Genomic DNA, 25,791 nt, shown 5'->3' with positions numbered 1-25,791 from the left:
ATGCCTTTGCAGTCAATGCGTTACGCGCAAATGCATCGCGGGGCAAGTCGAGACGTCGCCCCACGAAAAATGAGGGTCAGCGTCCGCGCTTTCGCGACACCACCGCCTCGATGTTCTTGCGCCCGATCAGTTTCGGCTGTGCAGGCTCTTCCAGCCACTTGTACATCACCAGGCTGTCCACCAGCCCGAGCCGGGCATGGCGATACGCCCTCGGCAGGCGCCCGACGATTTCAAAACCCAGCTTCTGCCACAAGGCCACGGCCGCTTCATTGCTCGACACCACCGAGTTGAACTGCATGGCCAAAAAGCCCTGCTGGCGTGCCAACTGCTGGGAGTGTTCGCACATCAGGCGTGCCACGCCACGACCGCGGGCGGCCTCGCAGACCATGTAGCCGCAATTGCTCACGTGGCTGCCGGGGCCGGCGGCATTGGCCTTTAGGTAGTAGGAACCAAGTAGTTCGCCATCCTCCTCGGCCACCAGGGTGTGCAGCGGGGACTCCAGCCACAAATGACGCGCCTGTTCCTGGCTCAGGGCCGGTTCGAAGGCATAGGTTTCGCGGGCGCTGACGATGGCCTGGAAGGTCGGCCAGAAGTGTTCGAAATCAGCGGCGGTCATGGGGCGGAGGGTAATCATGGCGGTTCCTGGCAACGTGAACCGCGAGTCTGAAAGTGTTGGAGCCGGCATGCAACTGTTTGTGCAGGCCGGCTCCCATACGTTCAGATGTCGACCTTGCCTACCGCATCCATCGCCCGCGCCGAATACACCAGCGCCGCACCGGCATTCATGGCCACGGCCACGCCCAGTGCCTCGGCGATTTCTTCACGGGTAGCGCCTTGCTTGACCGCCTGCGCCGAGTGTACGGCAATGCAGCCGTCGCAGCGGGTAGTCACGGCCACGGCCAGCGAGATCAACTCACGGGTCTTGGCATCCAGGTGGTTGGTCTTGGCCCCGGCGCCGCTGGCGGTCATATAGCCGTTGACCGTGTCGGGGGACAGTTGCTTGAGGTCGCCGATACCGGCCATCAACTGCTTACGGTAGGCGTCCCAGTCCATCATGCTCATCGTCTTCACCTTGTGCTGTTGGCAACATGAACAGTGAAGCTAGTTTTTCAATCGACGGGGCGCCGTTGGTCGATGGGCCTGAAACGGTAGGACTTTGGTAGGAGACGACGCACCGCCGCTCCTACAGGCCATCAGATGTAGATGAACACCAGCACCAGCGCAGCCACTACCGCCCATTTCTCCAGGTAGTAGCGGGTACGGTTGCGCTTTTTCATCGCCTTGCCACGCTCACGGATCTTGTAGATACGGGTGAACAGGCGGTTGATGCCCCCGGTCTTGTCACCGGCATCGTTGGGGGCTGCCGCAGCAGCCATCACCTTGCGGCTGAACCAGCGGTTGAACGCGGTCGCCCAGCGGTACTTGAGGGGGCGCTCGACATCGCAGAACAGAATGATGCGGTTGTGCTCCGTCTGGTTGCTGGCGTAGTGGATGTAGGTCTCATCGAACACCACCGCCTCGCCGTCGCGCCAGGCATAGTTCTCGCCGTCCACGCAGATATAGCAGGCGTCATCGTTGGGGGTATCCAGGCCCAGGTGGTAGCGGTAGGAGCCGGCATACGGGTCACGGTGGCGAACCAGCTTGGAACCGGGCGGCAGGGTGGCAAACATGGCTGCCTTGACCGTACCGATGCCTTGCAGCAGTTCGGTGGTGCGCGGGCACAGCTTCATGGCCGACGGATGGCTCTCGCCGTACCACTTCAGGTAAAAACGCTTCCAGCCACTCTTGAAGAACGAGTTGAAGCCGACGTCGTCGTAGTTCTTCGAACTCTTGATCTCGCCCACATGCAGCAACTGCTGGGCCTCGGCGCGAATCTCTTGCCAGTTGTCCTGCAACGGCTTGAGTTCGGGAAAGCTTTCGACCGGCAGGTAGGGTTTGGCCGGGAGCTTGGAAAACAAGTAGAGGAAGACGTTTACCGGCGCCAGGAAGCTTGAGTGATCGCCCAGCTGACGGGTGACTTTGTGCCGCACACGACCACGAAAGTGGACGTAGGCAATCGAGAATACAAACAACAGAACAAGAAAAATTTTCATGGGCGGATACTTGTCGATGTGGCGATGCGCCATGGCATAAGCCAGCCAGCATAAACAATCGGGCCTGTAGTTTGTACTAAATGTTACTGATCCAGCGCCCGACATTAGTCCCACACGCAAAGGTTTGCTGTAGCGATTAAGCTCAAGGTTCGAGGCAAACAGGGAGAGAAGAGGTAATGGTAGAAACACTGGAATCCGGCGAACCATTCAAGCGTTTGTTCTTCGCCTTGGCGTGCGAGCCCGCGCAGCGCCGGGACATCGCCCGCTGGCGCAATGAACTGGGCAGCGGCCTTGGGCGGCCGGTTCCATCGGTCAATTTTCACCTGACCCTGATGTTTCTGGGCTCGGTCGCCACGGCGCAATTGCCGGCGATCCTGGCGGCCGCCGCTCAGGTCAAGGTGCCGCAAAAGCCGTTGACGGTGATGCTCGACCGGCTGGAAGTGTGGCGCCCAGCCAAAGCCCTGGTGCTGGTACCAACACAGCCACCTGCCGCCTTGCGCCAATTGGCATACGCCCTGCAGCAGGCCATGTTACCCCTGGGTTTTACCGATGCTCCGCGAGAGTACCGGCCACACCTTACCCTGGCCCGCGACTACCACGGCCCGGTGCCGGAGGCGCAGATCGCGGCAGACTTCATTTTGCGTGCACGGCACTTCACCCTGTACGAGTCGCGCAGGGGTCGCTACCTGCCGCTGGCGCAATGGCCGCTGGAGGTTCAGGCCTGAAGAATGGTTGCCTGAACTGCGACCGTTGCACGGCCGGTCGCAGGCTGTCGCCAGCGGCTACAGGCGCTTGTAGCCGCTGCCGAGGAACGCGGCCGCGATCGGCCGCGCGGCGGTCGTGGTGACGTCTCCCCTCGATGCGATCTAGAACTGCGGGGTGTACTTCACGGTAAACATGAAATTGCGCGGCTCACCGAAGTTGTTGTTGCCATTGAGCTGGTTGTAGGCCGCCACGTAGTAGCGTTTGTCGAACAGGTTCTTGCCGTTGACCGCCAGGCTTACTTCAGGTGTCAGCTGATACGCCACACGCGCATCCCACACGGCATAGCCGGCTACATCGTAGGTGTGCTCGTAGCCCAGGGTGTGGGTTTGCGCGGTAAAACCAAGGCCGGCACTGACCTTGCTCCAGTCGCCCGGCAACTGGTAGTCGCTCCACACCCGCAGCATGTGCTTGGGCGTCCAGGTGCTGAACACCTTGCCTTCGTTGTCCGGGTCATCCAGGTATTTGGTGGTGTTGTAGGTGTAGCCGGCAAACAGTTGCAAGCCGGTCAGTACTTCGCCGCTGATCTCTGCCTCGATGCCCTGGCTGCGGACCTTGCCGGAGGCGGTGGAGCAGTACCAGTCGTCGCAGGCAAAGCCGGACGCGAGGTCCTGGGTCGCGCGGTTTTCCTGGTCGAGGTGGAACACCGCCAGCGAGGTGTTGACCCGTCCGTCGAACAGCTCGCCCTTGATACCCATCTCGTAGTTGCTGCCAATGATCGGCTTGAGCACCGAGCCCGAGGCGTCACGCTCCGATTGCGGCACGAACACGTCGGTGTAGCTGGCGTACGCCGCCCACTCGCGGCTCAGGTCATAGACAATGCCCACGTACGGAGTGACTTCGCCGGACTCCGTGAGGGTGCTTGGTGCGTTGACCGTGGCGGCATGGGTGAAGGGGGCGTAGTTGGTCGATTCGTAGGTCTGGTCGAACCAGCTCACCCGTGTGCCCAGCACCAGCGTCAATGGCTCGGCCAGCTTGACCCGCCAGCTGCCATACAGGCCTTTCTGGCGAACGTCATAGGCACTGCCGATGCCGCGACCACCTGCGTTGGCCAGCAGGCTGTCGTAGTCGATGTCAGGGCGGTGGTGATCGATATCGAAGAGGGTGTCGTCGCTTTCATTGAACGTGCGCGCCATCAGGTCATCGGTGGTCAGCTTGGAGTAGTTGCCGCCCAGGGTGACTTCCTGCTCCAGGCCGAAACCTTCGAAGCGACCGACCACGTTCATGTCCACGCCGACTTTGGTGGAGTCGAAGTCAGTCACCCAGTCGGCGTAGGTGATGCCGCTTCCGTCGAACTCCAGGCCCTCGCCGGTGGTTTGCACACGCTGGTGAGCCGAGGTGTTGGTCTCGCTCATGCGCAGGGCGGCAACACGAAACTTCCAGTCGTCGTTGAAGCGGTGCTCGAGGTCGGCGTACAGGGTGGTGACGTCGATTTCCGAATGGTTCCAGCGCGAACCACTGAAGGTGGAGCGCGATACGTCCAGGGGGCTGCCGTCGGTATAACGCGGCAGGCCGCGCAGCATGGGGCGCGACTCGGCGTCGGAGCGGCTGACAGCCAGGCCCAGGGTAGTGTCTTCACGCACGTCGAAGTCCAGGGCGCCGTAGAGCGAGTGGGTCTTGCTCCACTCGTAGTCGATGAACGAATCGCTCTGGTCTTCATCGGCCACAAAGCGTCCGCGCACGGTACCGGCGTCGTTCAGCGGGCCGCCGGCATCCAGTTGCAGGCCGTAGTGGTCCCAGCTGCCGGCCTTGCCGGTGAGTGTGACGGTCGGGGCGCTCTGGCCGCGCTTGCGCACCAGGTTGACTGCACCACCCGGGCTGCCGGTGCCTTGCAGCAGGCCGGAGGCGCCGCGCAGCACTTCCATGCGGTCGAAGAAGATCAGGTCCTGGGTGGCCCAGTTGCCCAACGAGTAAGTGTTGCGCGGAATCGGTACGCCGTCGTATTGCCAGTCATCGATCTGGAAACCGCGCGAGGAGATGATCAAGCCCGGGCCCACGCCCTGCAGGCCGACCAGACCGGTGGTTTTGTTGACGGCGTCCTTGAGGTCGACGATGTCCTGGTCGTCCATCTGCTTGCGGGTCATCACCGAGACTGACTGGGGAATTTCCTTGAGGCTGTGGCTGCCCTTGCCAATGGTGGTCGCCCGTGCGGCGTAGGAGCCCGAGCCCTCGGTGGTGGCGTCCAGGTTACTGTCGTTGATGCTGGTAGCGCCCAGTTCCAGGGCATCGCCGGTATCAATAGCGGGCAACACACTGAAGTTGCCCTGTTCGGTCACCAGCAACTGCAGGCCGCTGCCGGCCAGGGCTGTTTGCATGGCCTGGGCGGCACTCATACGGCCGCTGACGGCAGGCGCTCGCTTGCCCTGCACCAGCGCCGGGTCGAGCGACACGATGCGCCCGCTCTGGCTGGCGATGGCGTTCAGGGTGCTGGCCAGTGAAGCGACGGGCAAGTTGAAGCTCAGGGTCTGTTCCTGGGCGTGGGTAGCGCTGGCCAGCGTGGCCAGGGCCACGGCGACAGGCAGGGCGTGGGACCAAGGGTTGAGCACGGATTTCTCCCGATTATGTTGGCGTTGTCAGGAGATAGGTGCGACGAGAAATGAAAACCGGACACAAATACGAGTGATTTTCATAAATAGTTGTTCAAGACGGATTTTTCGACCGAATCAACGTTAGCCACGGACTGTAGTGATCGATGCGTACCGGCAGGGTTTCGGCAAGCGCTGCGAAGGCGCGCTGCGGCTCGTCCAGCGGGAATACACCTTGCACCCGCAGCCCGCGTACCTCGGGTTCGACCCGGACAAAGCCCCGGTAATAGGGGCGCAGCGCCTCGACCACCGCGTCGAGTGAGTCATGGAGCACATTCAAGCGCCCATTGAGCCAGTCGGCGCGATAGCCCTCGCCATCGCCCAGTGCTTCGATTCGCTGAGGCAGCAGCAGGGCGGCCTGGCCTTCCTGCACATCGCGCTCGGCGCCATTGAACAGGCTGGCCCGCACACTGTGTTCAAGTACCACCAAGCGGGTCGCCCCAGCTTCCTGATTGACCAGAAAGCGGGTGCCCAGCGCACGCATTTCGCCTTGGGCGGTGCGCACGCGCAGCGGCCGTCGAGGGTCGCTGGCGACCTGGATCACCAGCTCACCCTGGCGCAGAATCAGCAGCCGCTGCCGGTCATCGAATTGCAGGTCGACGGCGCTGTTGGCATTGAGGCTCAGACGGCTGCCATCGGACAGGTTGAAGCTGCGTCGTTCACCACGGACGGTACGCATGTCGGCCAACAGCGATTCGCCCATCTGGCTGCGTGCGCCCAGCCATAATCCGCCACCCAACACCCCGAGGGCGGCAACGCTGCGCAGCACGTCACGGCGTGTCGTGGTGGGTTGCAGCAACACCCGGCGTGCTTCCCCGGCCTGGCCCGGTGCGCGGCGGTCGAGGCTGCGCACGGTCTGGCAGGCACCGCCCAGGCGGTCTTGCAGGCGCTTCCAAGCCAAGGCGTGGCCGGGGTCGCTGGCCAGCCACTGATCGAACTGCGCCTGTAACGTGGCGTCGGTGTTGCCGGCGCTCAGGCGCACCATCCAGTCGATGGCACCTTCGGCGGCCGAGTCCAGGCGCGGTTGGTTCATGGTGCCAGTTCGCTCAGGTAGCACTGCTGCAGGGCCTGCTTCATGTAGCGGCTCACCGTGCGTTCGGAGAGTTCGAGCTTGCGCGCGATGTCTACATAGCTCAGGCCGTCCAGCTGGCTGTAGAGGAAGGTAGCCTTGACGATCATCGGCAAGCCATCGAGCAGCTGGTCGATGGTCACCAGCGCTTCGATCAGCAGCAATTGCTCTTCCGGGGACGGTGCCAGCGGCTCAGGCAGTGCCAACAAGCGTTCAAGGTAGGCCAGCTCCAGTTGCCGGCGGCGGTGACGGTCGAAGATCAGGCGCCGGGCGATGGTCGAGAGGTAGGCGCGCGGCTGCTGGATGCTCTCCGGGTCGACCCGGGCAGCGAGCATCTGGCAGAACGTTTCGGCGGCGGTGTCTTCGGCGTCGGCGCGATTGCGCAGGCGTTTGTGGATGTGCTGCAGGAGCCACCGGTGATGGTCGCTGAAGAAAAAGCCCAGCTTGCGGGTAGACGGGGTTTGCACCGGTTGGTTGTCCAGACGTTAGTGTGAATCGTTCTCAATGCTACCTGTCTCCGGTCTGACAGCGCAATTACTCGATTCCCACAAATGTGAAGGGCCGCATGTGCGGCCCCTCGGCAAGTACTTCAGGCAATCGGGATCAGCGGGTCGGCAGCGGCCAGTGCGGCGGTGCGGTCGGCGGCGGGCGGGTAGATCCAGGTGGTATTGATCTGGGTCTTGAGCTCCTTGGCCTCCTGTTGCAGCAATTTGACCTGTCGGTCCCAGCCTTCGGTATACACCGCGCCCCAGGCGCCCAGGTCGAGGCAGGTGACGTATTTGGGTTGGCTGTACGGGGTTGGGGCCACACCGAGCAGGTCGGCCGCTACGTTGTTGCCGCTGTGGCGGCCCAGGACAATGGCGTGCTGGCACGACATCACGGCGAAATTGCCCTGGTCGTCGGTGGCTGCGTAGGCCACGTCACCGGCGGCATAGACGTGGTCCTGCCCCTTGACCTTGAGGTTGCGGTCCACATGCAGGCGGCCCTGAGGGTCGCGTTCGGCGGGTACTTGTGCAGTCAGGGCGCTGGCCCGTACACCCACCGTCCAGATCACGGTCCTGGCGTCGATGCGCTGGCCGTCGGCAAGGGTGACGCCATCGGCATCCACCGACGCCACCGAGGCATTGACCCGCCATTCCACGCCCAGCGCCTCACAGGCTTCGATGATCGTCGGGCTGATGCCTTCACCCAGCGCCGCGCCGATCTTCGCGCCACGGTCGACGATGATCACCCGTACAGCGGCGTCGGCGCCGAGGATTGCCCGCAGGCGGCCTGGCAGCTCGGTCGCGGTTTCAATGCCGGTGAAGCCGCCACCGGCGACCACCACCGTGTTGCGTGCCGGCGAGTCGGGCAGGCTGGCCAGGGATTTGAGGTGTTGCTCAAGGCGCGCCGCCGACTCGATCTGGTCGACGTCGAAGGCATGCTCATGGATGCCGTCAAGATCGGGGCGCAACACCTTGCTGCCAGCCGCCATCACCAGACGGTCGTAGGCGAGGCTGCTGCGCTGGCCGCTGGCGTCGGTGTAGCGCACGCGCTTGCCGGCCACGTCGATCTCATCGGCCGCGCCCTGGATGAAGTTGACGCCGACGGCGTTGAACAGGTCGATCAGCGGGGCTTTCATCTGGTGCACTTGCGGCTCGTAGAAGCGTGGACGAATGCGCAGTTCCGCTTGTGGCGCCAGGACGCTGATGGCGACATCGCTGCGGCCGTGTTGATCCAGCAGGCGGGCTGCGCTCAAGGCGCTCCAGACGCCACCAAACCCTGCGCCGACAATCAGAATGTGCTGTTTCATTTGCTGCTCCACATAAAAGAGATTGTTGTTTGCGGCCTTGAGGGGAGGCTCCATCAGCGCCGAATAACTACGACTCTATTGATCGTAGTTTGTGCGTGCAAGGATTTTTTCCTGTCGATTCACCGAACGATCCGGGTAACCTTGCCTGCGGACCGCTCTGTTTCTGGTATCTTGCGCAGAATATAGGGCTTTGGCGCGGGGCTGGAAGCCGATGGACGGTCGTTGTGGTAGACGGCTGGATCCCGTTGAGGCGCTAATCGCTGTTAGAATATGCGACAAAGTTAGTCGGAGATTGTCATGTCACTGTACAGCGCTGGGGTGGAGTACGGCATCCACTGCCTGGCTTTTTTGGTCGATGAGCGGGGCGACAGCCGGGAAGCCAGCGTGCGTGACCTGGCCGAGTTGCAAGGCGTACCCCAGGAATACCTGGCCAAGGTTTTCACCAAACTGGCCAAGGCCGGACTGGTGGTCGCCACCGAAGGCGTACGTGGCGGCTTCAGGCTCGCCCGGCCTGCCGATGAAGTCACCGTACTGGACATCGTCACCGCCATCGACGGGCGCAAGATGATTTTCGAGTGCCGGGATGTGCGTGATCGTTGTGCGTTGTTTGAAGGCTCGCCGCCGAGCTGGGCGCAGGAAGGGACGTGCTCCATTCATGCGGTGATGCTCACGGCGCAGAAGCGGATGGAAGAAGCGCTGGCCCAGCAGACCATCCTCGACATCGCCCGGCGTGTGGGGCGCAAGGCGCCGGTGGCGTTTTCCGAGCAACTGGCCAACTGGATGAGTGACCGTCGTGCGGGCAAGGCGGGGGATATCCCGCTGCTGGATGTGTCTGACTGATGCCCAAAGCGGCTTTCCAGGATGCCAAGGCTATCGCGCCGTCCCGTTACGCGGTTTGTAGAACAGAAAATCCCCCGTCTCGGTCGTCTTCACATACGCCCGCGCCCAATCCGGTTTTACATTGCGGTCATGAAAATACAGCGCCCCCTGGGTGCGATCCTCCAGCTGCCGGTTCAGCGCCTTGCGTGCAATCTCCTTGGCAATGGCGTAGCGGGTCTCTTCCAGGACCGAGTCGGAGCGCCCGTCACACCACCAGGAAAATTGGCAGTTGCCGGTTTCCGAGCCCTGCTTGACCATCCCGCACACCGTATCCGGAAACCCTTCATGGCCCAGGCGGTTCATCACCACACTGGCCACCGCTTCCATGTCCCGTGCCTGACCGCCCTTGGATTCCCAGTAGATGCTGCGCGCCATGCAGGTGATGGCGTCGTCCAGTGCTGCCTGACCTGCCGGGTCCACGGCCTGGACTTCGGTCTGGGTAATGGCCTTGCCCTTGGGCGCTGGCGGCGCATCGGGTTGTACAGCCGCCTTGTGCTCCAGCACTTGCGCTTTGTCTTCGGCTACCTCGGCCTTGGGTTCGCTGGCCAGCGCCAAGGGCCCGGCGAGGGCCAGGAAAAGGCAGGTTACAATCGTTATAAGGCGCATGGTCGTGCCCTTGGGTGGCGGTGGAGGGTCAAGACTTCCCGTTACAAGGTCGACCGCACGGCGCTCAAAACATTCCAGCTGTTCGACGACGGGCAACATCGCGCATCATGGGCGTCGTCCGTTCAAGGGAGATTTGCATGCGCGTCCTGCCATCCGTTTTGCGTCTATCCGGCCTGGGCCTGGCCCTGGCGATCGCCACCGCGGTACAGGCCAGCGAGCCGTCGCAATTGATCGATTCGATCAACAGTTACCGTAGCCAGGCCCAGCGCTGTGGCGGCCAGGCCTCGTTGGAGTTGCCGCCGCTGGCCAGCGACCCGCGCCTGGTACTGTCGGCCAGCGGTACCGTGGATCTGCGCGAGGCGCTGGCGCAGGCCACCTACCCGATGGTCAATGTTCAGGCCATCACCCTCAACGGCCCTCGGGATGCCCAGGTCGCGATGCAGGCCGTGCAGGAGAGCTTCTGCCACGTGGTGCTCGACCCGCAGTTCGTCGATATCGGTGTGAGCCAGCAAGGCCGCGATTGGCGCATCGTGCTGGCCCGCCCATTGCTGGCCGGACGGCTGGGCGACTGGCAGGCCGAAGGCCAGAAGCTGCTGCAGTTGATCAACGCGGCCCGCGGCCAACAGCGCCAATGTGGTACCCAGGCCTTTGCCGCCACCTCGCCGCTGGCCTGGAACCCGACGCTGGCCGGCGCCGCCGAATCCCATACCCGGGCCATGGCCAACCAGAACTTCCTCGACCATGTGGACCGAGATGGCCGTACCCCGGGCGACCGGGCCGAGCTTGCCGGCTATGCCGGGCAGCAGACCGGCGAGAACATCGCTGCGGGCCAGGACACTCCGCGCAAGGTGGTCGATGGTTGGCTGGCCAGCCCCGGCCACTGCGCCAACCTGATGAACCCGCAGTACAGCGAGCTGGGCGCCGCCTATGCGGTCGACCCCAAGAGCGATGCTGGGATCTACTGGACCGCGATGTTCGGCGCCCCGTAGCGCCCTTAGCCGTAGTGCAGGTCGGTGCGCTTGAGCAACTGCTTGCAGCGGTCGGAGAGGTGTACCACGCGCAGGTGCTTGCCGTTGTTGCTGTAGCGCTCACGCAGGGTCTTGAGCGCAGCAATGGCTGAATAGTCGACGAAATTCAGGTGCTGGCAGTCCAGGGTGACCTGGTTCGGGTCGTTGGCAGGGTCGAACTGGTTGAGAAACGGCGTGGTCGAGGCAAAGAACAGGGTGCCGTGGACGCGGTACAGTTTGCTGCCGTCGCTCTCCAGGTGGCTGTCGGCGTACAGCTCTCGGGCTTGTTGCCAGGCAAAGTTGATCGCGGCGATGACAATGCCGATCAGCACCGCTGTGGCGAGGTCGGTGAACACGGTCACTACCGTCACTGCGATGATCGCCAGCATGTCGTGGGTCGGCACCTTGTGCAGTACCCGCAGCGAAGCCCACGAGAAAGTCTGCTGCGACACCACGAACATCACCCCCACCAGCGCTGCCAGCGGAATGCGCTCGATCAGCGGTGAGAGAAACAACACGAATAGCAGAATCATCACCCCGGCCACCACGCCCGAGAGCCGGCCACGGCCGCCGGAGCTGAGGTTGATCGCCGTCTGGCCGATCATCGCGCAGCCGCCCATGCCGCCGAACATGCCCGAGGTCATGTTGGCTACGCCCAGTGCCATGCACTCGCGGTTGGGGTAGCCGCGAGTCTCGGTGATTTCGTCGGTGAGGTTGAGGGTCAGCAGGGTTTCCAGCAAGCCTACCAGGGCCATGAGCAGCGCGTAGGGCGCGATGATGCGCAGGGTGTCGAGGTCCCACGGGATGTCCGGCCAGCTCAGCTGCGGCAGGCCACCGGCGATATGCGCCAGGTCTCCCAGGGTGCGGGTGGGCAGGTCGAGCAGGTACACCCCGGCACCGACCGCCAGGATGGCAACCAGCGCTGGCGGCACACTGCGGGTCAGGCGTGGCAGCAGGTAGACCACCGTCATGGTCAGCACCACCAGGCCGATCATCATGTACAGCGGCGAGCCGCTGAGCCAGGCGCCGTCGTGCTTGAAGTGCTCGAGCTGGGCCAGGGCAATGATGATCGCCAGACCGTTGACGAAACCCAGCATCACCGAATACGGCACCATGCGTACCAGCTTGCCCAGGCGCAGCACGCCGAAGGCAATCATGATCAGGCCGCCCAGCAGCACCGTGGCCAGCAGGTACTGCACCCCGTGCTGCACCACCAGCGCGACGATGACCACCGCCATCGACCCCGCCGCTCCGGAAATCATCCCCGGCCGTCCGCCGAGCAAGGCGGTGAGGGTGCAGATGATGAACGCGCCATACAACCCCATCAATGGATTGAGGTGCGCCACCAGGGCAAAGGCGATGCACTCGGGCACCAGGGCAAACGAGGTGGTGAGGCCTGCCAGGACATCGGCGCGGATAGAGCGTGTTTTCATGGGCTACCTGACGAACGGACCGGCAGGGCAGCCGGCGCAAAAAAGCTAGGATGCTACGTAAAATCACGGACGCAGACCAGCGCAAATGGAGGTGCAAACCAATGAAGTACATCGTGACCGAGCAGCATCGCAGCGAGTATCCCGAGCCCATCAGCTTTTCCAAAGGTGCTGTTTTGGCCATTGGCGAGCGCTACGAAGGTAAAGAGGGCTGGGACAACTGGTACTTCTGCACGACACCGGGACACGCGGGCGGCTGGGTGCCGGGGCAGGTGATCGAGCGGCTGCCCGGGGAGGGCGGCAGGGCCCTTGAGGATTACTGTGCGCGGGAGCTGGATGTCGATCCGGGGGAATTGCTGGAGGGTGGTCGGCAACTCAATGGCTGGGTGTGGTGTCACAAGGGTGATCTGGCAGGGTGGGTGCCGTTGGCGGTGGTGCGAAAACAGGATTGATCGCGGGTGTAGAACCGCAGGCACCTTTACACAGTAAACCGGAGACATGGTTTACACATTCAGCCTGTAAACCATGTCCCCGGTTTGTACCGGGGCAAGCCCGCTCCCACCGATGCAAACAATGCCGGTGGGAGCGAGCTTGCCCCGCGATGCCTGCGATCAGCTCAGCGTCGCCAGCATCAAGTCCAGGTTCTGCACCGCCGCCCCCGAGGCGCCTTTGCCCAGGTTGTCGAACACCGCCGTCAACAGTACTTGCCCCTGGTTGGCAAACAGCGCCAGGCGCAGGTCATTGCTGTCATTGAGCGCCTGCGGATCAAGCTGGGTCGTACTGCCGCCTTGCTCCAGCGCTGCCACCTGCACATGGCGGGCACCGTGGTAGTGCTGCTCCAGGCATGCCTGCAACCGTTCGGCAGTCACGCCGGCAGGCAGCAGCCGTTCTTGCAGGGCAATGGTCAGCACGATGCCCTGGCGGTAACTGCCATAGCTGGGCACGAACACCGGCCGCTGCGCCAGACCGGCATGCTGCTGGATCTCCGGCACGTGCTTGTGGTCCAGGTTCAGCCCATACACCAGCAGGCTGTGCGCCGCCTGCACCCCAGCGGCTTCATGACGCTCCACCGCCGCCCGCCCGCCACCGGAATACCCCGACACTGCGTTGATGGTCAGTGGGTAGTCGGTGGGCACCAGCCCCGCCTGCACCAGGGGTTGCAGCAAGGCAATGGCACCGGTGGGGTAGCAACCCGGGTTGCTTACACGCTTGGCCTGGGCAATGCGCTGGGCCTGTTCGTCGTTAAGCTCCGGCAGGCCGTAGACCCAACCCGGCGTGGTGCGATGGGCAGAGCTTGCGTCGATCACCCGTACATTCGGGTTGACGATGGTAGCGGCCGCTTCGCGCGCAGCCTCGTCGGGCAGGCACAGAATGGCCACGTCGGCACTGTTGATCGCCTCGGCGCGGCGCTGCGGGTCCTTGCGCTCGGCCGCTGGCAGGGTCAGCAGGCGCAGGTCGCTGCGACCGTTCAGGCGGGCATGGATCTGCAGGCCGGTGGTGCCTTGGTCGCCATCGATAAAAACAACAGGCTGATGCATGGGGCTCTCAATCAATCAGGTCAGGGAAGTGCTTATCCTCGCGCCGATCTGGACGAAAGAAAATTTGAATATCATGATGCTGACATTCATCAATTCTGAATGTACGGCCTCCATGCGCGAAATCAGCCTCGATCGCCTGCGGACCTTGGTAGTGATTGCCGACCTGGGTTCGTTTGCCCGGGCGGCCCGGGTCCTCAACCTCGCCCCGCCCACGGTAAGCCTGCACATTGCCGACCTCGAGGCGCGCATCGGTGCGCCGCTGCTGTCGCGCAAGCGCGGGCAGATCCACCCCACGGCCATTGGCGAAACCCTGCTCGAACGTGCCCGGCGCCTGCTGGCCGATGCCGAACAGGCGCTCGATGAGGTGCAGCGCCAGGTCCAGGGCCTGAGCGGTCGGGTGCGCCTGGGCGCCTCCACTGGCGCCATTGCCCATTTGCTGCCGCAGGCGCTGGACATCCTCGGTGTGCGACACCCGGGCATCGACGTGCAGGTACAGGTTCTGACCTCGCGGGAGTCCCTGGCCCGCCTGCAGGACGGCACCCTCGACCTGGGACTGGTGGCCTTGCCGCAAGCAGCGGCCAAAGGCGTGCAGATCCGGCCTTGGCGCCGCGATCCGATCATGGCATTCATCCCGACGAGCTGGCAGCCGCCTGCACGTATCACCCCGGCATGGCTGGCCAGCCATGCGCTGATCCTCAACGACAGCACCACCCAGCTGTCACGGGTGACCGGCGAATGGTTCGCCACCGCCGGCCTGCAACCGCAGGCGCGTATCCAGCTCAACTACAACGATGCGATCAAGAGCCTGGTGGCAGCCGGTTATGGCGCAACCCTGCTGCCCCACGAAGCCAGCTCGCCCGAGCCCGACCCACGCCTGTGCATGCGCCCGCTGCGGCCGGGATTGTGGCGTCACCTGGGGATTGCCAGTCGTGAAGGCCAGGTGGAGCAAAGCACCGGCCATGTGTTGCAGGTGCTGATGGCGCTGGCAGGGCAGGCCTAGACCAGGTGAACCCGGGTGCCCGGTTGCAGGGCCGCCGGGTCAAGACGCTCAAGCACGAACGCCTCGGTTTTGCGCTGCAATTGGTCCAGGTGTCGATCCCGCTGCTTCTCGGCATCGACCATGGCCCGCTTGCCATGTTGTTGCAGCAGGTAGGTATGAATCTGCCGCACCTCCAGGGTACGGTAGATCGGCGCCACATCCAGCATCGCCACCTGGCCGTCGCTGGCGTGATCGCGGGTGTTCATCAGCACCTGCGGCCCCCGTAAGCCGATCACCCGGAAACCCAGCGCCTCGAAACACGCGACCTTGCTCACCGCACACGCCAGTTCGGCGTGGGGATAGCGCGCGGTCATCTGTTGCACCAAGGCCCTGGCGATGCCCTGGCGGCGGTAGTCCTGGTCTACGGCGATATACGCCAGGGTGCAGGCGTCGGGGTCACCTTGCACCGGCAGGTAGAGGGCAAAGCCGGTGACCGTCTGCGGGTCGTCCAGGTCGGTGGCGATCAGCAGCTCGACCCTCAATTCGCCGTTGGCCTTCATCGCCTCCAGGTACAGGTGAACCTCAAAGCCGATGCCGTACTGGTACAGGTTGTAGAGCGGGTTGCTCGGCGTGATGCCGATGGCGCTGATGTCGGTCAGGTTATCGACCACCAACTGCAGGACCTGGCTTTTGGTCGCCTCCTCGGGTGGGGCGACAACGTGGTGGGTGACGGGCATCGGGGCACACTCCAAACAGTAAAAGGCCGGTGACTTGGCGCGGGGTGCAAGTCTACAGGTCTGCGCGGGCGCCTGCTTGCGACCTTCCATCCTGCGTCGGCGCAATTGCGCTGAACTTCAGCGCGCGACCGGCCTCATCTGCATAACAGGGCATCTTTGCCCGGCAACCGAGACGGCCGTCATGAAACTACGTTACCTGCTTGGCCTGCTGTGCAGCCTGTTCCTCCTCCAAGGCTGCTTCGACCGACCCGATCACGCCGCAACCGATGCGGACCAGAGCAAACCCTCGCTGCAAATGCAGAAATCCGATGTGCCTGCACCGGACCCACAGCCGGGGCCCGAGCCAAAGCCGCAACCCAACCCCGAACAGGACAACTGACGGCAGGAGCTCGCCATGACTGCGTTGACTGCCTCGACTGCGCCCACTTCAATCGCCTTCACCGGCCGCTCGCCCATGGAACAGCGTTATCACACCTTGCTGCAGGGGCGCCCCGGCGAGGGGCTGGAGTGGCTGCAGGAGCAATTACAACTGGCCGACGCGCTGCCTGATGACCTGCCCGGCGATCCCGCCCAGTTGGGCCCGTGGTCAAGCTATCGTGCAGGCGAAGTGGCCCGCTGTTATGCCGCCTACCTTGAAGGGCGCAAGGCCGGCGCGTCCCGGCGCTACTTCAGCAATCGCGCCCACGCCCTGTATTTTCTCCAGCACGTGGCGCCGACCAAGGCGGTGGACGGTGCCTGGTTGGCTGGCACATTGCGCCATTGGCCCGACCCGCGCTTTCATGGCCTGATCCGTACCTACCTGGAGGAACTCGGTGACGGCGACCCGGCGTGCAACCACGTACTGATCTTCCAGCGCCTGCTCAGCGAGCTGGGCTGTCACGAGCAACTGCCCCTGGGTGCCGACCGCTATCTGCAGGGCTGCGTGCAGCTGGCCCTGGGGTTGAATACCGAAGCGCTGCTGCCCGAGGTGATCGGCTACAACCTGGGCTACGAGCAACCGCCGTTGCACCTGTTGATCACGGCCTTCGAACTCGATGAACTGGGGATCGACCCGCAGTATTTCCGCCTGCATGTCACCATCGACAACGCCAGCAGCGGGCATGCCTGCAAGGCATTGCACGCGCTGCAGCACGTGTGGCCCGAACACGGCAGCACAGCGTTCTACCAGCGCGTATCGCGCGGCTACCGGCTCAACGACCTGGGGCCGGGGGCGCTGGCGATCATCGACAGTTTCGACCTTGAAGCCGAACTGCTCGCTGCCCTTGAGCGCAAGCGCAGTTTCGGCCAGCACATGCACTCCGATTACTGCCGCTTCGAAGGGAAAACCGTCAACCAATGGCTGGCCGAGACCAACCTGTTGTCGGGTTTTCTCGCGGTGTTGCAGCGCAAGGGCTGGATCAAACGCCATCAGGACCCGGCGCACAGTCGCTTCTGGCAACTGATCGACGGGCCGGCCGCGGCTATGTTCGGTGTGTTCAGCCCGTATGAGAAACAGCTGCTGCAAGACTGGATTGCCGGTAACTGGAAACCTGCTGCAGGCCAGCGCCATGCCCTTCTGGTCAAGGCCGAGCCACTGCACGACGAAGCGCAAGGCCAGGCGCTGGAGGCCGTATTGCAGACCCTGCCACCCGAAGCCCGCGTCGACCTGTTGATTGAAGAAATGGCTGGCAACCGCCATGCCTTGCCCCGTGGTCTGTGGGCAACGCGGCGTTTTGCCCGGATGACCGGCCTCAACCGCTAAGGAGTACCGGATGCAATTGAGCCAGACACAACGCCAGGCCGATCAGGCCTTGTTGCAACTGGGGCAGCGGCTGCAGGCCGACGGCTACCGCTTCACCTGCGTCACGCCGCTGACCCAGGCGCGTAACAACGCCCGGCCGGGCGCCGAGCAGGCGAGCACGCTGCGCGATATCTTCGGCTGGAACCGTCCTTTCGAGGCATCGCTGTTGTCGCCTGACGAACTGGAGCAATTGCAACGGGCCGGGTTAGTCGACCGCGAAGGTAAACGGCTGCGCAGCCGGGTGCGCTGGTCGAGCCTGGATGATGCGTTGTTCGTGCATTCAAGCTTCCCCACCGACAGCGTCGACGCGGTGTTCTTCGGCCCCGACACCTATCGTTTTGCCCGGCTGATCCAAGCGCACCTGCAAGACAGCACCGCGCCTATCAATCACGCCGTGGACATCGGTTGCGGCGCAGGTGTGGGGGCGGTATTGATCGCCAGGGCGCGCCCGGCACGCACAGGTCAGTGCCGTGGATATCAATGACCAGGCCCTGCGCATGACGGCCATCAACGTCGCTCTGGCCGGGCTTGCCAATGTCTCGGTGGAGCACAGTGATGTGCTCCAGGGCATCACCGGCCAGTTCGACCTGATCGTGGCCAACCCTCCCTACATGCTGGATGCCCGCGAACGCGCCTACCGTCATGGTGGCGGGGCGCTCGGCGAGCAGTTGTCGTTGCGGATGGTCGAAGAGGCGCTGCCACGTCTCGCGCCGGGCGGCACATTGTTGCTGTACACCGGTGTGGCGATGGTCGAAGGCCGTGATCCGTTCCTGGCGGCCCTGCACAAACCCCTCGCCGATACCCGTTGGGCCTGGCGTTACCAGGAGCTTGACCCGGATGTGTTCGGCGAGCAGCTACTGGAACCGGGATACCAACAGGTCGAACGCATTGCCGCGGTGGCGCTGAGCGTCAGCCGCCGATGAACAGCGCCTGCACGTTCGGCATCGAGGAGGAGTACCTGCTGGTAAGCCTGGACAGTGGACAGGTGCTGGCCAGGCCAACCTCGGCGGTCATCGACCTGTGCCGCCAGGTACTCGGCGCCCACTTCGCCCAGGAAATGTTCCAGAGCCAGATAGAAGTCGCCTCGCCTGTATTCAGCAACCTGGCCCAGGCTGGCGAGTTTTTGCGCCAGAGTCGGCAACGGTTGTTGCAGGTGCTGGCTGGGGAAGGTGTCGGTGTGATCGCGGTGGGCAGTCACCCGATGGGAGGCTGGCACCAGCAGTTGCCCGCCGACGAGGAGCATTTTCGTCAATTGTTCGAGGACTACCAGCAGGTGGCCCGACGCAGCCTGTTGTGTGGCTTGCATGTGCATGTCGGCGTCGCGCCAGGGCACGATCGGATCAAGCTGATCAACCAGCTGCTGCCGTGGATACCGCTGCTGTTGGCGTTGAGTGCCTCGTCACCGTTCTGGGAGGGCCAACCCACCGGCTACCAGAGTTACCGCCAGGTGGCGTGTGGTGAATGGCCGCACATGGGCCTGCCGCAACGGCTGGGCGACTGGCAGGCCTACGAGCGTTACCTGGCGTTGCTCAAACGCACCGGTTCGTTGCGCGAGGGCAACGATTGCTGGTGGGTGATCCGCCCATCGCGTCACTACCCAACGGTGGAACTGCGCATCGCCGATGCCTGCCCGCGGCTCGAGGATGGCCTGTGCATTGCCGGACTGTTTCGCTGCATGGTCGAGCATTGCCTGCGTCACCCGCAGAGCGCACCGTTGACGCGCGAGCAATACTGGATCACTGAGCAGAATTACTGGCGGGCCATGCGCTATGGGCGGCATGGGCAGTACATCTGCCAGGGGAACCAGGGGCAGGGGAGCGCCTTGCAATGGCTGGCCCAGGCACGGGCCTTGTTCGAGGTTGCCCCCTGCGACAGCGAGCGCAGTTTCGAGTGGGCTGAAGTGATCTTGCGTGACGGCACCAGCGCGGATCAGCAGTTGGCGGACTATGCGCGGTGTCGGCAGCGGCCGGAGCAGGCGGTGGTGAAGGGGCTGCTGGGAGCGATGGCAGTGTGATCCAGAGCAAGACCGTTGCTCTGGCCCGCACCCTCAGGATTTCTTCTTCTGCACGCTTTTCATGCGTACTCGCGCGCGTTGCACCGCAGCCATTTTTTCTGGTCGCTTCATGCGTTTCCACTGGCGGATGTCCTCTTTGCTGCGCCCGCAACTCAGGCACAGGTCGCCGCTTAGCTGGCACACGGCAATGCAGGGGTTTTCGATGTCCTTGGCCATGGGTCAACCTCGCGAGGCGTACACGCGTGCCAGACGCTGGGGCCAATTGCCGGCGTTGGCGCGCTGGCACTGCTGTTCGGAATCAAAGTGTACAAGCGCGTCCACCCGTTCGAGGGTCAGGTCGCAGGCCTGCAGGGCCATGGCTGTCAGCTCGACCATGTAGCGGTCCTGGCCAGCGGCCAGGGCGCGATCCTGGTCTGCCTGGGTCTCGAATACCCAGATCACCTTGAGGCTGGTGGGGAAGCGTGCATAGTCGACCACGTGCGTCAGCCAGGAAAACCCGATGACCTGTGCCTTGGCCGTCTCGCAGGCCTCGGTCAGGGTCGCTACCAGGCGTCGCTCAAGCTGTGCCTGTTCGCGCTTGCTCATCTGCATGGGGGCCTTCAATCGTTCGTGGGGCAGGGCGCGCATCATACGCGATCGCGGCGCCTGGGCCAGGGTGCGCCTGGCCTGCTTTAATGAATCAGGCTTGTTTCCTTGTCACATCCGACAGAGTGCGCATCCATGGAACGTCTGACTGCCAAAGACTTTGCCCCTGAACTGCTCGAACTCTACGACTACTATGCCCATGGCCGGATCGACCGCCGCGAGTTTCTTGACCGGGCGGCGGCGTTTGCCTTTGCCGGCATGACCGCCGGGGCCTTGCTGGCATCCCTGAGCCCAGACTATGCCTTGGCCGAGCAGGTGTCTTTCACCGACCCGGACATCGTCGCCGACTACATCCTGTATCCCTCGCCCAAGGGCCACGGCCAGGTTCGCGGTTACCTGGTGCGTCCAGCCAAGGCCCAGGGCAAGGTACCCGGGGTTGTGGTGGTGCATGAGAACCGTGGCCTGAACCCCTACATCGAGGATGTCGCCCGGCGCCTGGCCAAGGCAGGCTTCGTGGCCCTGGCACCCGATGGCCTGACGTCGGTGGGTGGCTACCCTGGCAATGACGACAAGGGCCGCGCGTTGCAAGAGAAGGTCAATCCGGAAAAGCTCATGAATGACTTCTTCGCCGCCATCGAATGGCTGATGAAGCAGGACATCATCACCGGCAAGGTCGGCATCACCGGCTTCTGCTATGGCGGCGGCGTGGCCAATGCCGCCGCCGTGGCGTACCCCGAACTGGGCGCGGCAGTCCCGTTTTATGGTCGCCAGGCCGATGCCAGGGATGTGCCGAAAATCAAGGCCCCCTTGCTGTTGCACTACGGCGAACTGGACACCCGTATCAACGAAGGCTGGCCCCCCTACGAACAGGCGCTCAAGGCTGCGGGCAAGACCTACGAGGCCTACTTCTACCCCGGCGCCAACCACGGTTTTCACAACGACTCCACGCCGCGCTACGACGAAGCGGCGGCGAACCTGGCCTGGGAGCGGACTCTGGCCTGGTTCCGGCGTTACCTGGCATAGGCTGAACAGGCACACATCCTGATACAAGCTCCGATTTGCCAAGTCATCAATGCCCTGTTTGCATGCCGGGTCTTTCAGCAAGCCACGTAAGGAAACAGGCGATGAAGATCATGGTGGTAGGTGCCAGCAAAGGATTGGGCAGGGCATTGGTCGAGGGCCTGGGAGGGGCAGGCGATACCTTGATTGGCGTGTCGCGCAGCCAGCCTCAGGGGCTGGTGATGCAAGCCGGCGTACAGGTGCAGTGGGTCGAGGCTGACCTGGCCCATCCGCGCGACGCCGCGCAGCGCCTGGAGCAGGCCGTGGCCGGGCAAGGGCTGGACACGCTGATCTACAACCTGGGCATCTGGGAAGAACAGGCCTTCTCGCCGGCGTATGACTTTCAGGGCGATGACGACGGGCAGATCGAGGCCATTGTCAGCTGCAACATTACCTCGCCCCTGGTCCTGATCAAGCGCCTGTTGCCCACCCTGCTGCAAAGTGCCCGTCCGCGCATCATCCTCACCGGTTCAACCTCTGGCCTGACCCAGAGCGGTCGGCCCGAAGTCACCTTCAGTGCCTCCAAGTTTGCCCTGCGTGGCATGGCCGATGCCTTGCGCGAAGGCTATCGAGAGCAGCAGTTGGGCGTGACCTGCCTCAACCTGGGCTACTTGAATACCGACGACCCACTGGCGACCCCGCGCGAGCTGGCCGAGCAGCGAGGCGGCGGGCAGTTGATCCCGGTGCATGATGTGGTCCAGGTGGTGCGCCTGGCCCTGAGCCTGTCGGCGGCCAGCTTCGTCAAGGAGCTGACCCTGCCGTCGATAGGAGATGAGCGGTTCTAGCCTCATGTAGCCGCTGCCGCCAGGCTGCGATCGGCCGCAAAGCGGCCGTAAACCCTGAGCGCCTGCTGCGCAGTCGATCGCAGCCTGGCGGCAGCGGCTACACCGTATGCTGTCTGTGAAGGCCGCTGTTTCAAAGCCCCCGGCCATAGCCATGTTTGCCCGCATGCATCGCCGTACGCCCCAGCAACGCCACCGATCCGAGCAACGGCAAACTCACCAGCACCAGTGCATAACGCAGTGACTGCTCGGCAAACTGCGTCACCAGCAGATCACTGAACAGCCCGGTCAACAGTGGCCCGATCCCCACGCCGAGCAAGGTGCTGACAATGGTCTGCAAGGCCATCGCAGTACCACGGCGGCTGGCGGGCACCAGTTGGGTCACCAGGTTGTACGAAGGTGCCACCCACCACACCACAAAGAAGCTGTACAACGCACACCAGAGCATGGCGACAGGAATGGGCACGCCCGCGAAGTGGGTCAGCACGCCTGCCGGCCACAACAGGTAGATGATCAACGCCGTCAGGGCAATCAGGTTGCCCAGCACCGGGATGAGGATCTGCCAATGTGGGCTGCGGTGGCTCAGGCGGTCGTTGAGCCAGCCGGCGAACAGGCCGCCGATACCGGCCGCTACGCCGCAGATCACGCCCGCGAGCATGCCGGCGTGCTGCAGCGACAGGTCATGGGAGCGAATCAGGAAACTGGTGTTCCACATACCGATGGCATAAGAGCTCAAGGTGGTCAGGCCGCCAGCCAGGATCAGGCAACGGTAGGCGGGTAGGGCCCAGAGCTTGCGCGCCTCGCTGCCCAGGCCCAGTACGGGCGTGGCGGGGGCGCTGCTGGCCAGGTCCCAGCGACCGCGCAAGGGATCGCGCACCAGCGCCAACAATGCGCAGAACAGCAGCGCCGGTACGCCCAGGGCTATGAATGCACTGCGCCAGCCATAGTGTTCCACCACCCAGGCGCCGATGCTCAAGCCGATGATCGAGGAAAACGTCGGCGCAGCGGTAAAACAACTGATGGCGAACGAGCGCCGGTGCGGCGGATAAAGGTCGGCGATCAGCGAAAGCGAAGCCGAGGTGGTGGGCGACTCGCTCACCGCCACCAGCATGCGCGCAATCGCCAGCACCATGAAGCTGCCAGCCAGGCCGCAGGCCATCGTCGCCAGTGCCCACAGCAGGCACGACACCGCCAGCAGGCGGGTACGCGGCAAACGGTCGACCAGGCGCCCGGCCGGCAGGCCGAGCACCGCGTACACGGCGGCGAACGCCAGGCCGGAGATCAGCCCCATGGCGGTATCGCCGACGCCGAACTCGGCCTTGATCGGGTCGATCATCACCGCCAGGATCTGCCGGCCGACAAAGTTGTCGGCAAACACCATCGCCAACAACAGCAACAAGCCGTGGCTGCGCCAGCCGACAGCGGCGGACGTCGGCATGCCCCGCGCGTCGGCGGTCAACGCGGTGCCCACAAATCCGGCAAACCGGGGTCACTGACCACGATCAGGCGCTTGAGCAGCACCTTCAGCGCCTGGGCATCGGCAGGACCGAGCTTGGCCGACAGTTCTTCTTCCACCACCTTGGCCAAGGCCAGTTGCTGTAACGACGCCTCGCGGCCGTTGGCGGTGAGCACGAAGCGCAGTTGCCCTACCTCGCCTTCGATGGCCACCAGGTTCTGGCGCTCCAGAAAACGCATGCTCGCCAGCGTCACTGCGTGGCCGGTGTAATTGACGAAGGTGTTGATCTCGTCAAGGGTGAGGTTGTCGCGGATGCACAACACCGAGAGGATGAAGAACGCCTGCTCGTCCAGTTGCTGGTTGTTCAGCAGCAAGCGCAGGGCATTGAGCAACTGGTAATGCGCGCGTCCCAGCAGGTAGCCGAGCAGGTCCTCGGTGTAGCTGCACTCGGGCGGCGGCGGGGTGGTGGCCAGGCGCAATTCACTGCGCGGCTTGCGCGTGGCCAAGGCGTACTGGCCGCTCTGGAAGGCCAGCGGTGCGCGTTCGCTGTGATCGAACGCCAGCACTTCGCCGACAAAAATCACATGGTCGCCGCCTTCATACTGGAACGCGGTGCGGCACTGAAAACGTGCGGTGCAGTCTTGCAGCAGGGGCGCTTCGCTGATCCCGTTGTCGAACTGGATCTCGGCGAACTTGTCTTCGCCCTGGGTGGCGAAACGCCCGGACAACTGCTCCTGCTCGGTCGACAGCACATGCACGTTCCAGTGCTTGCCGCTGCTGAAAATTGGCAGGCTGCGGGCCTTTTTCGACAGGCTCCAGAGTACCAGCGGCGGGTTGAGCGATACCGAGTTGAAACTGTTGGCGGTGATGCCCACTGGCGAGCCGTCTTCGGCCTGGGTGGTAATGATAGTGACCCCGGTGGTGAAGGTGCCGAGCGCGGTGCGAAAGGCCTGGGGGTCGAAACCGATGTTTGGCGTTGCCATGACTGACCTCATGGGGTGGGATTTTCGTGTTGCCAGTATCGATCGCAGGCCTTGTGCAGACATCGTCTTAACGGACTAACGCAATTGCCGGGTTCTCGTCCGATCGGACGAGGCGCAGGCCCTTGTGCCTCGCTAGTGTGGCGCCAGCCGCCACCCACGTGAGCAAGGGGAAATCGATGACTTCAGCACACCCATCCGTAGACCAACTGACCCGCCTGCTGGCGCGCCAGAAGGACGCTTTCAATGCCGCCGGCGCCGTGAGCGCCACCGCCCGCCGCCAGCGCCTGCAGCAGGTGATCGAACTGTTGGTGCGCCACCACGGCGAACTGACCGAGGCTATCGACCTGGACTTTGGCGGACGACCTGCCGGCTTCTCGCTGATGAACGATGTGGTGGGTTCCCTGTCTTCGCTCAAGCACGCCCGCGATCACCTCGAACATTGGATGCAGGACGAGCAGCGGCCGCCGTTTGCCCCCTATGACCAGATGGGCGCCCAGGCCTGGGTGATGCACCAGCCCAAGGGCAGTGTCGGCATCATCGGCACCTGGAATGCGCCGCTGTACACCTTGCTCAGCCCACTGGCCTCGGCCTTGGCGGCAGGCAACCGGGCGATCCTCAAACCGTCGGACGTACTGCCGCGTACTGCGCAACTGCTCGAAAACCTGTTCGCCGAATACATCGACCCGCTGGAGGTGGCCGTGATCACCGGTGACTCTTCGGTGGCCAAGGTATTTTCCGGCCAGGCGTTCGATCACCTGGTCTTTACCGGCAGCACCGAGGTGGGCAAGTCGGTGATGCGCAACGCGTCCCAGCACCTGGTGCCGGTGACCCTGGAACTGGGCGGCAAGTCGCCGGTGATCGTTTCTTCCAGCGCCGACGTTGCCCGCGCCGCCTTCAGTATCGCCGTGGCCAAGGCCAGCAACGGCGGGCAGATCTGCATCAACCCGGACCTGGTCTATGTGCCCGAGGCGAGACTCGAAAATTTCCTCGCCGCGTTGCGCAGCACCTACTGCGAACTCAATCCCACCGTGGCCGGCAATCCGGACGTGGTGGCGGTGGTCAACCAGCGCCATGTGGAGCGGGTCGAAAGCTATGTGCGCGAAGCGCGCGAACTGGGTGCCCGGGTCGAATGCCTGCCTGAAGCCGTGCCACTGGATGCGCGGGATCGCCGGCGTCCCTTGCAGGTGGTGGTCAACCCGCCGCAAGACTGCCTGATCATGCGCGAGGAAATCTTCGGCCCGGCACTGGTGGTGTTGACCTATCAGCACATCGATCAGGTGCTGGCCGAAATCAACGCTCGCCCACGGCCGCTGGCCCTGTACTACTTCGGTACCGACCTCAATGAGCAGCGCCATGTACTGGAGCACAGCCTGTCGGGCGGGGTGACCATCAACGATGTGATGATGCACGCCGCCATGCACGATGCACCGTTCGGCGGTGTGGGTGCCTCCGGCCTTGGGCATTATCACGGGCGCGAGGGGTTCCTTGAATTCAGCCACATGCGTACCGTGTTCAAAGCCCCGGCCCACGACCCACGCCGCGAGTGGGGATTGCTGCCGCCCTATGGCGAGCATTACCTGGCAGCGATGACCGCACTGGTAACCGCCGATTGACCCTGACCGTCCCTTGATGCACGCCTTCAGACCAGCACAGGA

The 25,791-nt window shown here is 63.7% G+C and carries 26 protein-coding genes and 1 pseudogene; 12 read left to right on the top strand and 15 right to left on the bottom strand.

Features of this window, described 5'->3' with window-relative positions; all coding sequences use genetic code 11:
- Window positions 1–76 precede the first annotated feature (76 nt).
- The 3 genes from ABVN19_RS12680 to lpxO all read right to left on the bottom strand — a co-directional run bounded on the left by ABVN19_RS12680 (window position 77) and on the right by lpxO (window position 2,093).
- Entirely contained in the window at window positions 77–634 is a 558-nt protein-coding gene (locus ABVN19_RS12680) for a GNAT family N-acetyltransferase (protein ID WP_105642076.1), read from the bottom strand.
- A gap of 83 nt (window positions 635–717) precedes the next feature.
- Window positions 718–1,062 carry a carboxymuconolactone decarboxylase family protein gene (locus ABVN19_RS12675; RefSeq protein WP_105642075.1) on the bottom strand — a complete coding sequence of 115 codons (345 nt, stop codon included), beginning with the start codon at window positions 1,060–1,062 and terminating at the stop codon, window positions 718–720.
- A gap of 131 nt (window positions 1,063–1,193) precedes the next feature.
- Window positions 1,194–2,093 (bottom strand): lipid A hydroxylase LpxO, encoded by a 900-nt coding sequence (gene lpxO, locus ABVN19_RS12670; protein ID WP_028944323.1) that lies wholly within the window; start codon window positions 2,091–2,093, stop codon window positions 1,194–1,196.
- A 176-nt stretch (window positions 2,094–2,269) separates the two neighbouring features.
- On the opposite strand from lpxO, the gene thpR reads away from it, so the two are divergent.
- Complete coding sequence (thpR, locus tag ABVN19_RS12665; protein ID WP_105642074.1) at window positions 2,270–2,818, top strand: RNA 2',3'-cyclic phosphodiesterase; 549 nt, start codon at window positions 2,270–2,272, stop codon at window positions 2,816–2,818.
- Between the two features lie 141 nt (window positions 2,819–2,959).
- Here the strand turns inward: thpR and ABVN19_RS12660 are convergent, their stop codons facing one another.
- From ABVN19_RS12660 to ABVN19_RS12645, 4 genes are all read right to left on the bottom strand, one after another.
- Complete coding sequence (locus tag ABVN19_RS12660; RefSeq protein ID WP_105642073.1) at window positions 2,960–5,401, bottom strand: TonB-dependent siderophore receptor; 2,442 nt, start codon at window positions 5,399–5,401, stop codon at window positions 2,960–2,962.
- 94 nt (window positions 5,402–5,495) lie between these two features.
- Window positions 5,496–6,473, bottom strand: coding sequence for a FecR domain-containing protein (locus tag ABVN19_RS12655; RefSeq protein WP_105642072.1), 978 nt, complete (start codon window positions 6,471–6,473; stop codon window positions 5,496–5,498).
- Window positions 6,470–6,976, bottom strand: coding sequence for a sigma-70 family RNA polymerase sigma factor (locus ABVN19_RS12650; RefSeq protein ID WP_028944327.1), 507 nt, complete (start codon window positions 6,974–6,976; stop codon window positions 6,470–6,472). The genes ABVN19_RS12655 and ABVN19_RS12650 overlap by 4 nt, the downstream gene beginning before the upstream one ends.
- Window positions 6,977–7,098: 122 nt before the next feature.
- Window positions 7,099–8,301, bottom strand: a complete 1,203-nt coding sequence (locus tag ABVN19_RS12645) for an NAD(P)/FAD-dependent oxidoreductase (RefSeq protein ID WP_028944328.1) — start codon at window positions 8,299–8,301, stop codon at window positions 7,099–7,101.
- Between the two features lie 297 nt (window positions 8,302–8,598).
- Between ABVN19_RS12645 and ABVN19_RS12640 the strand changes: the two genes are divergently transcribed.
- Window positions 8,599–9,141 (top strand): Rrf2 family transcriptional regulator, encoded by a 543-nt coding sequence (locus tag ABVN19_RS12640; RefSeq protein ID WP_105642071.1) that lies wholly within the window; start codon window positions 8,599–8,601, stop codon window positions 9,139–9,141.
- Window positions 9,142–9,171: 30 nt separating this feature from the next.
- On the opposite strand, the gene ABVN19_RS12635 is transcribed toward ABVN19_RS12640, so the two are convergent.
- Window positions 9,172–9,786, bottom strand: a complete 615-nt coding sequence (locus ABVN19_RS12635) for a cell wall hydrolase (protein WP_105642140.1) — start codon at window positions 9,784–9,786, stop codon at window positions 9,172–9,174.
- Window positions 9,787–9,923: 137 nt separating this feature from the next.
- Between ABVN19_RS12635 and ABVN19_RS12630 the strand changes: the two genes are divergently transcribed.
- Window positions 9,924–10,775, top strand: coding sequence for a CAP domain-containing protein (locus tag ABVN19_RS12630; RefSeq protein WP_028944331.1), 852 nt, complete (start codon window positions 9,924–9,926; stop codon window positions 10,773–10,775).
- Window positions 10,776–10,780: 5 nt separating this feature from the next.
- Here the strand turns inward: ABVN19_RS12630 and ABVN19_RS12625 are convergent, their stop codons facing one another.
- Window positions 10,781–12,226 carry a SulP family inorganic anion transporter gene (locus tag ABVN19_RS12625; RefSeq protein ID WP_028944332.1) on the bottom strand — a complete coding sequence of 482 codons (1,446 nt, stop codon included), beginning with the start codon at window positions 12,224–12,226 and terminating at the stop codon, window positions 10,781–10,783.
- A gap of 101 nt (window positions 12,227–12,327) precedes the next feature.
- On the opposite strand from ABVN19_RS12625, the gene ABVN19_RS12620 reads away from it, so the two are divergent.
- The gene (locus tag ABVN19_RS12620; RefSeq protein WP_028944333.1) at window positions 12,328–12,675 is read left to right on the top strand and encodes an SH3 domain-containing protein; all 348 of its coding nucleotides are present in this window, start codon (window positions 12,328–12,330) and stop codon (window positions 12,673–12,675) included.
- 159 nt (window positions 12,676–12,834) lie between these two features.
- Here ABVN19_RS12620 and argC read toward each other — a convergent pair whose 3' ends face one another.
- Window positions 12,835–13,761 (bottom strand): N-acetyl-gamma-glutamyl-phosphate reductase, encoded by a 927-nt coding sequence (gene argC, locus ABVN19_RS12615; RefSeq protein WP_028944334.1) that lies wholly within the window; start codon window positions 13,759–13,761, stop codon window positions 12,835–12,837.
- A 112-nt stretch (window positions 13,762–13,873) separates the two neighbouring features.
- Here argC and ABVN19_RS12610 point away from each other — a divergent pair, with 112 nt between their 5' ends.
- Window positions 13,874–14,761: a LysR family transcriptional regulator gene (locus tag ABVN19_RS12610; protein ID WP_028944335.1), complete on the top strand. Its 888-nt coding sequence runs from the start codon at window positions 13,874–13,876 to the stop codon at window positions 14,759–14,761.
- Here ABVN19_RS12610 and ABVN19_RS12605 read toward each other — a convergent pair.
- Window positions 14,758–15,477 (bottom strand): GNAT family N-acetyltransferase, encoded by a 720-nt coding sequence (locus tag ABVN19_RS12605; protein ID WP_105642070.1) that lies wholly within the window; start codon window positions 15,475–15,477, stop codon window positions 14,758–14,760. The genes ABVN19_RS12610 and ABVN19_RS12605 overlap by 4 nt on opposite strands.
- A gap of 181 nt (window positions 15,478–15,658) precedes the next feature.
- Here ABVN19_RS12605 and ABVN19_RS12600 point away from each other — a divergent pair, with 181 nt between their 5' ends.
- From ABVN19_RS12600 to ABVN19_RS12585, 4 genes and pseudogenes are all read left to right on the top strand, one after another.
- On the top strand, window positions 15,659–15,856 hold the full coding sequence (locus ABVN19_RS12600) for a hypothetical protein (protein WP_028944337.1): 198 nt from the start codon (window positions 15,659–15,661) through the stop codon (window positions 15,854–15,856).
- 15 nt (window positions 15,857–15,871) lie between these two features.
- A complete protein-coding gene (locus tag ABVN19_RS12595; protein ID WP_028944338.1) occupies window positions 15,872–17,218 on the top strand; it encodes an iron-containing redox enzyme family protein in 1,347 nt (448 codons plus the stop codon).
- Between the two features lie 10 nt (window positions 17,219–17,228).
- Window positions 17,229–18,180: pseudogene (locus ABVN19_RS12590) on the top strand (class I SAM-dependent methyltransferase).
- Window positions 18,177–19,271, top strand: a complete 1,095-nt coding sequence (locus ABVN19_RS12585; protein ID WP_084167967.1) for a carboxylate-amine ligase — start codon at window positions 18,177–18,179, stop codon at window positions 19,269–19,271. Before ABVN19_RS12590 ends, ABVN19_RS12585 begins: the two are co-directional and overlap by 4 nt.
- A 33-nt stretch (window positions 19,272–19,304) precedes the next feature.
- Here the strand turns inward: ABVN19_RS12585 and ABVN19_RS12580 are convergent, their stop codons facing one another.
- Window positions 19,305–19,487: a DUF1289 domain-containing protein gene (locus ABVN19_RS12580; RefSeq protein ID WP_028944340.1), complete on the bottom strand. Its 183-nt coding sequence runs from the start codon at window positions 19,485–19,487 to the stop codon at window positions 19,305–19,307.
- 3 nt (window positions 19,488–19,490) lie between these two features.
- Window positions 19,491–19,862 (bottom strand): hypothetical protein, encoded by a 372-nt coding sequence (locus ABVN19_RS12575; protein ID WP_028944341.1) that lies wholly within the window; start codon window positions 19,860–19,862, stop codon window positions 19,491–19,493.
- A 129-nt stretch (window positions 19,863–19,991) separates the two neighbouring features.
- Here ABVN19_RS12575 and yghX point away from each other — a divergent pair, with 129 nt between their 5' ends.
- Together yghX and ABVN19_RS12565 are read left to right on the top strand one after the other, a co-directional pair.
- The gene (gene yghX, locus ABVN19_RS12570) at window positions 19,992–20,879 is read left to right on the top strand and encodes a YghX family hydrolase (protein WP_105642068.1); all 888 of its coding nucleotides are present in this window, start codon (window positions 19,992–19,994) and stop codon (window positions 20,877–20,879) included.
- Between the two features lie 101 nt (window positions 20,880–20,980).
- Window positions 20,981–21,700 carry an SDR family oxidoreductase gene (locus ABVN19_RS12565; RefSeq protein ID WP_105642067.1) on the top strand — a complete coding sequence of 240 codons (720 nt, stop codon included), beginning with the start codon at window positions 20,981–20,983 and terminating at the stop codon, window positions 21,698–21,700.
- A gap of 130 nt (window positions 21,701–21,830) precedes the next feature.
- On the opposite strand, the gene ABVN19_RS12560 is transcribed toward ABVN19_RS12565, so the two are convergent.
- Both ABVN19_RS12560 and ABVN19_RS12555 read right to left on the bottom strand, forming a co-directional pair.
- Entirely contained in the window at window positions 21,831–23,135 is a 1,305-nt protein-coding gene (locus tag ABVN19_RS12560; protein ID WP_028944344.1) for an MFS transporter, read from the bottom strand.
- Window positions 23,136–23,152: 17 nt separating this feature from the next.
- A complete protein-coding gene (locus ABVN19_RS12555; protein WP_028944345.1) occupies window positions 23,153–24,136 on the bottom strand; it encodes a flavin reductase family protein in 984 nt (327 codons plus the stop codon).
- A gap of 176 nt (window positions 24,137–24,312) precedes the next feature.
- Between ABVN19_RS12555 and ABVN19_RS12550 the strand changes: the two genes are divergently transcribed.
- The gene (locus tag ABVN19_RS12550) at window positions 24,313–25,749 is read left to right on the top strand and encodes a coniferyl aldehyde dehydrogenase (RefSeq protein ID WP_028944346.1); all 1,437 of its coding nucleotides are present in this window, start codon (window positions 24,313–24,315) and stop codon (window positions 25,747–25,749) included.
- Window positions 25,750–25,791: the final 42 nt, after the last annotated feature.

Origin of the sequence: Pseudomonas vranovensis (genome assembly GCF_040438935.1) — a bacterium.
Taxonomy (GTDB): Bacteria; Pseudomonadota; Gammaproteobacteria; order Pseudomonadales; family Pseudomonadaceae; genus Aquipseudomonas; species Aquipseudomonas vranovensis.
This window is presented reverse-complemented; position numbering and strand designations above follow the sequence as displayed.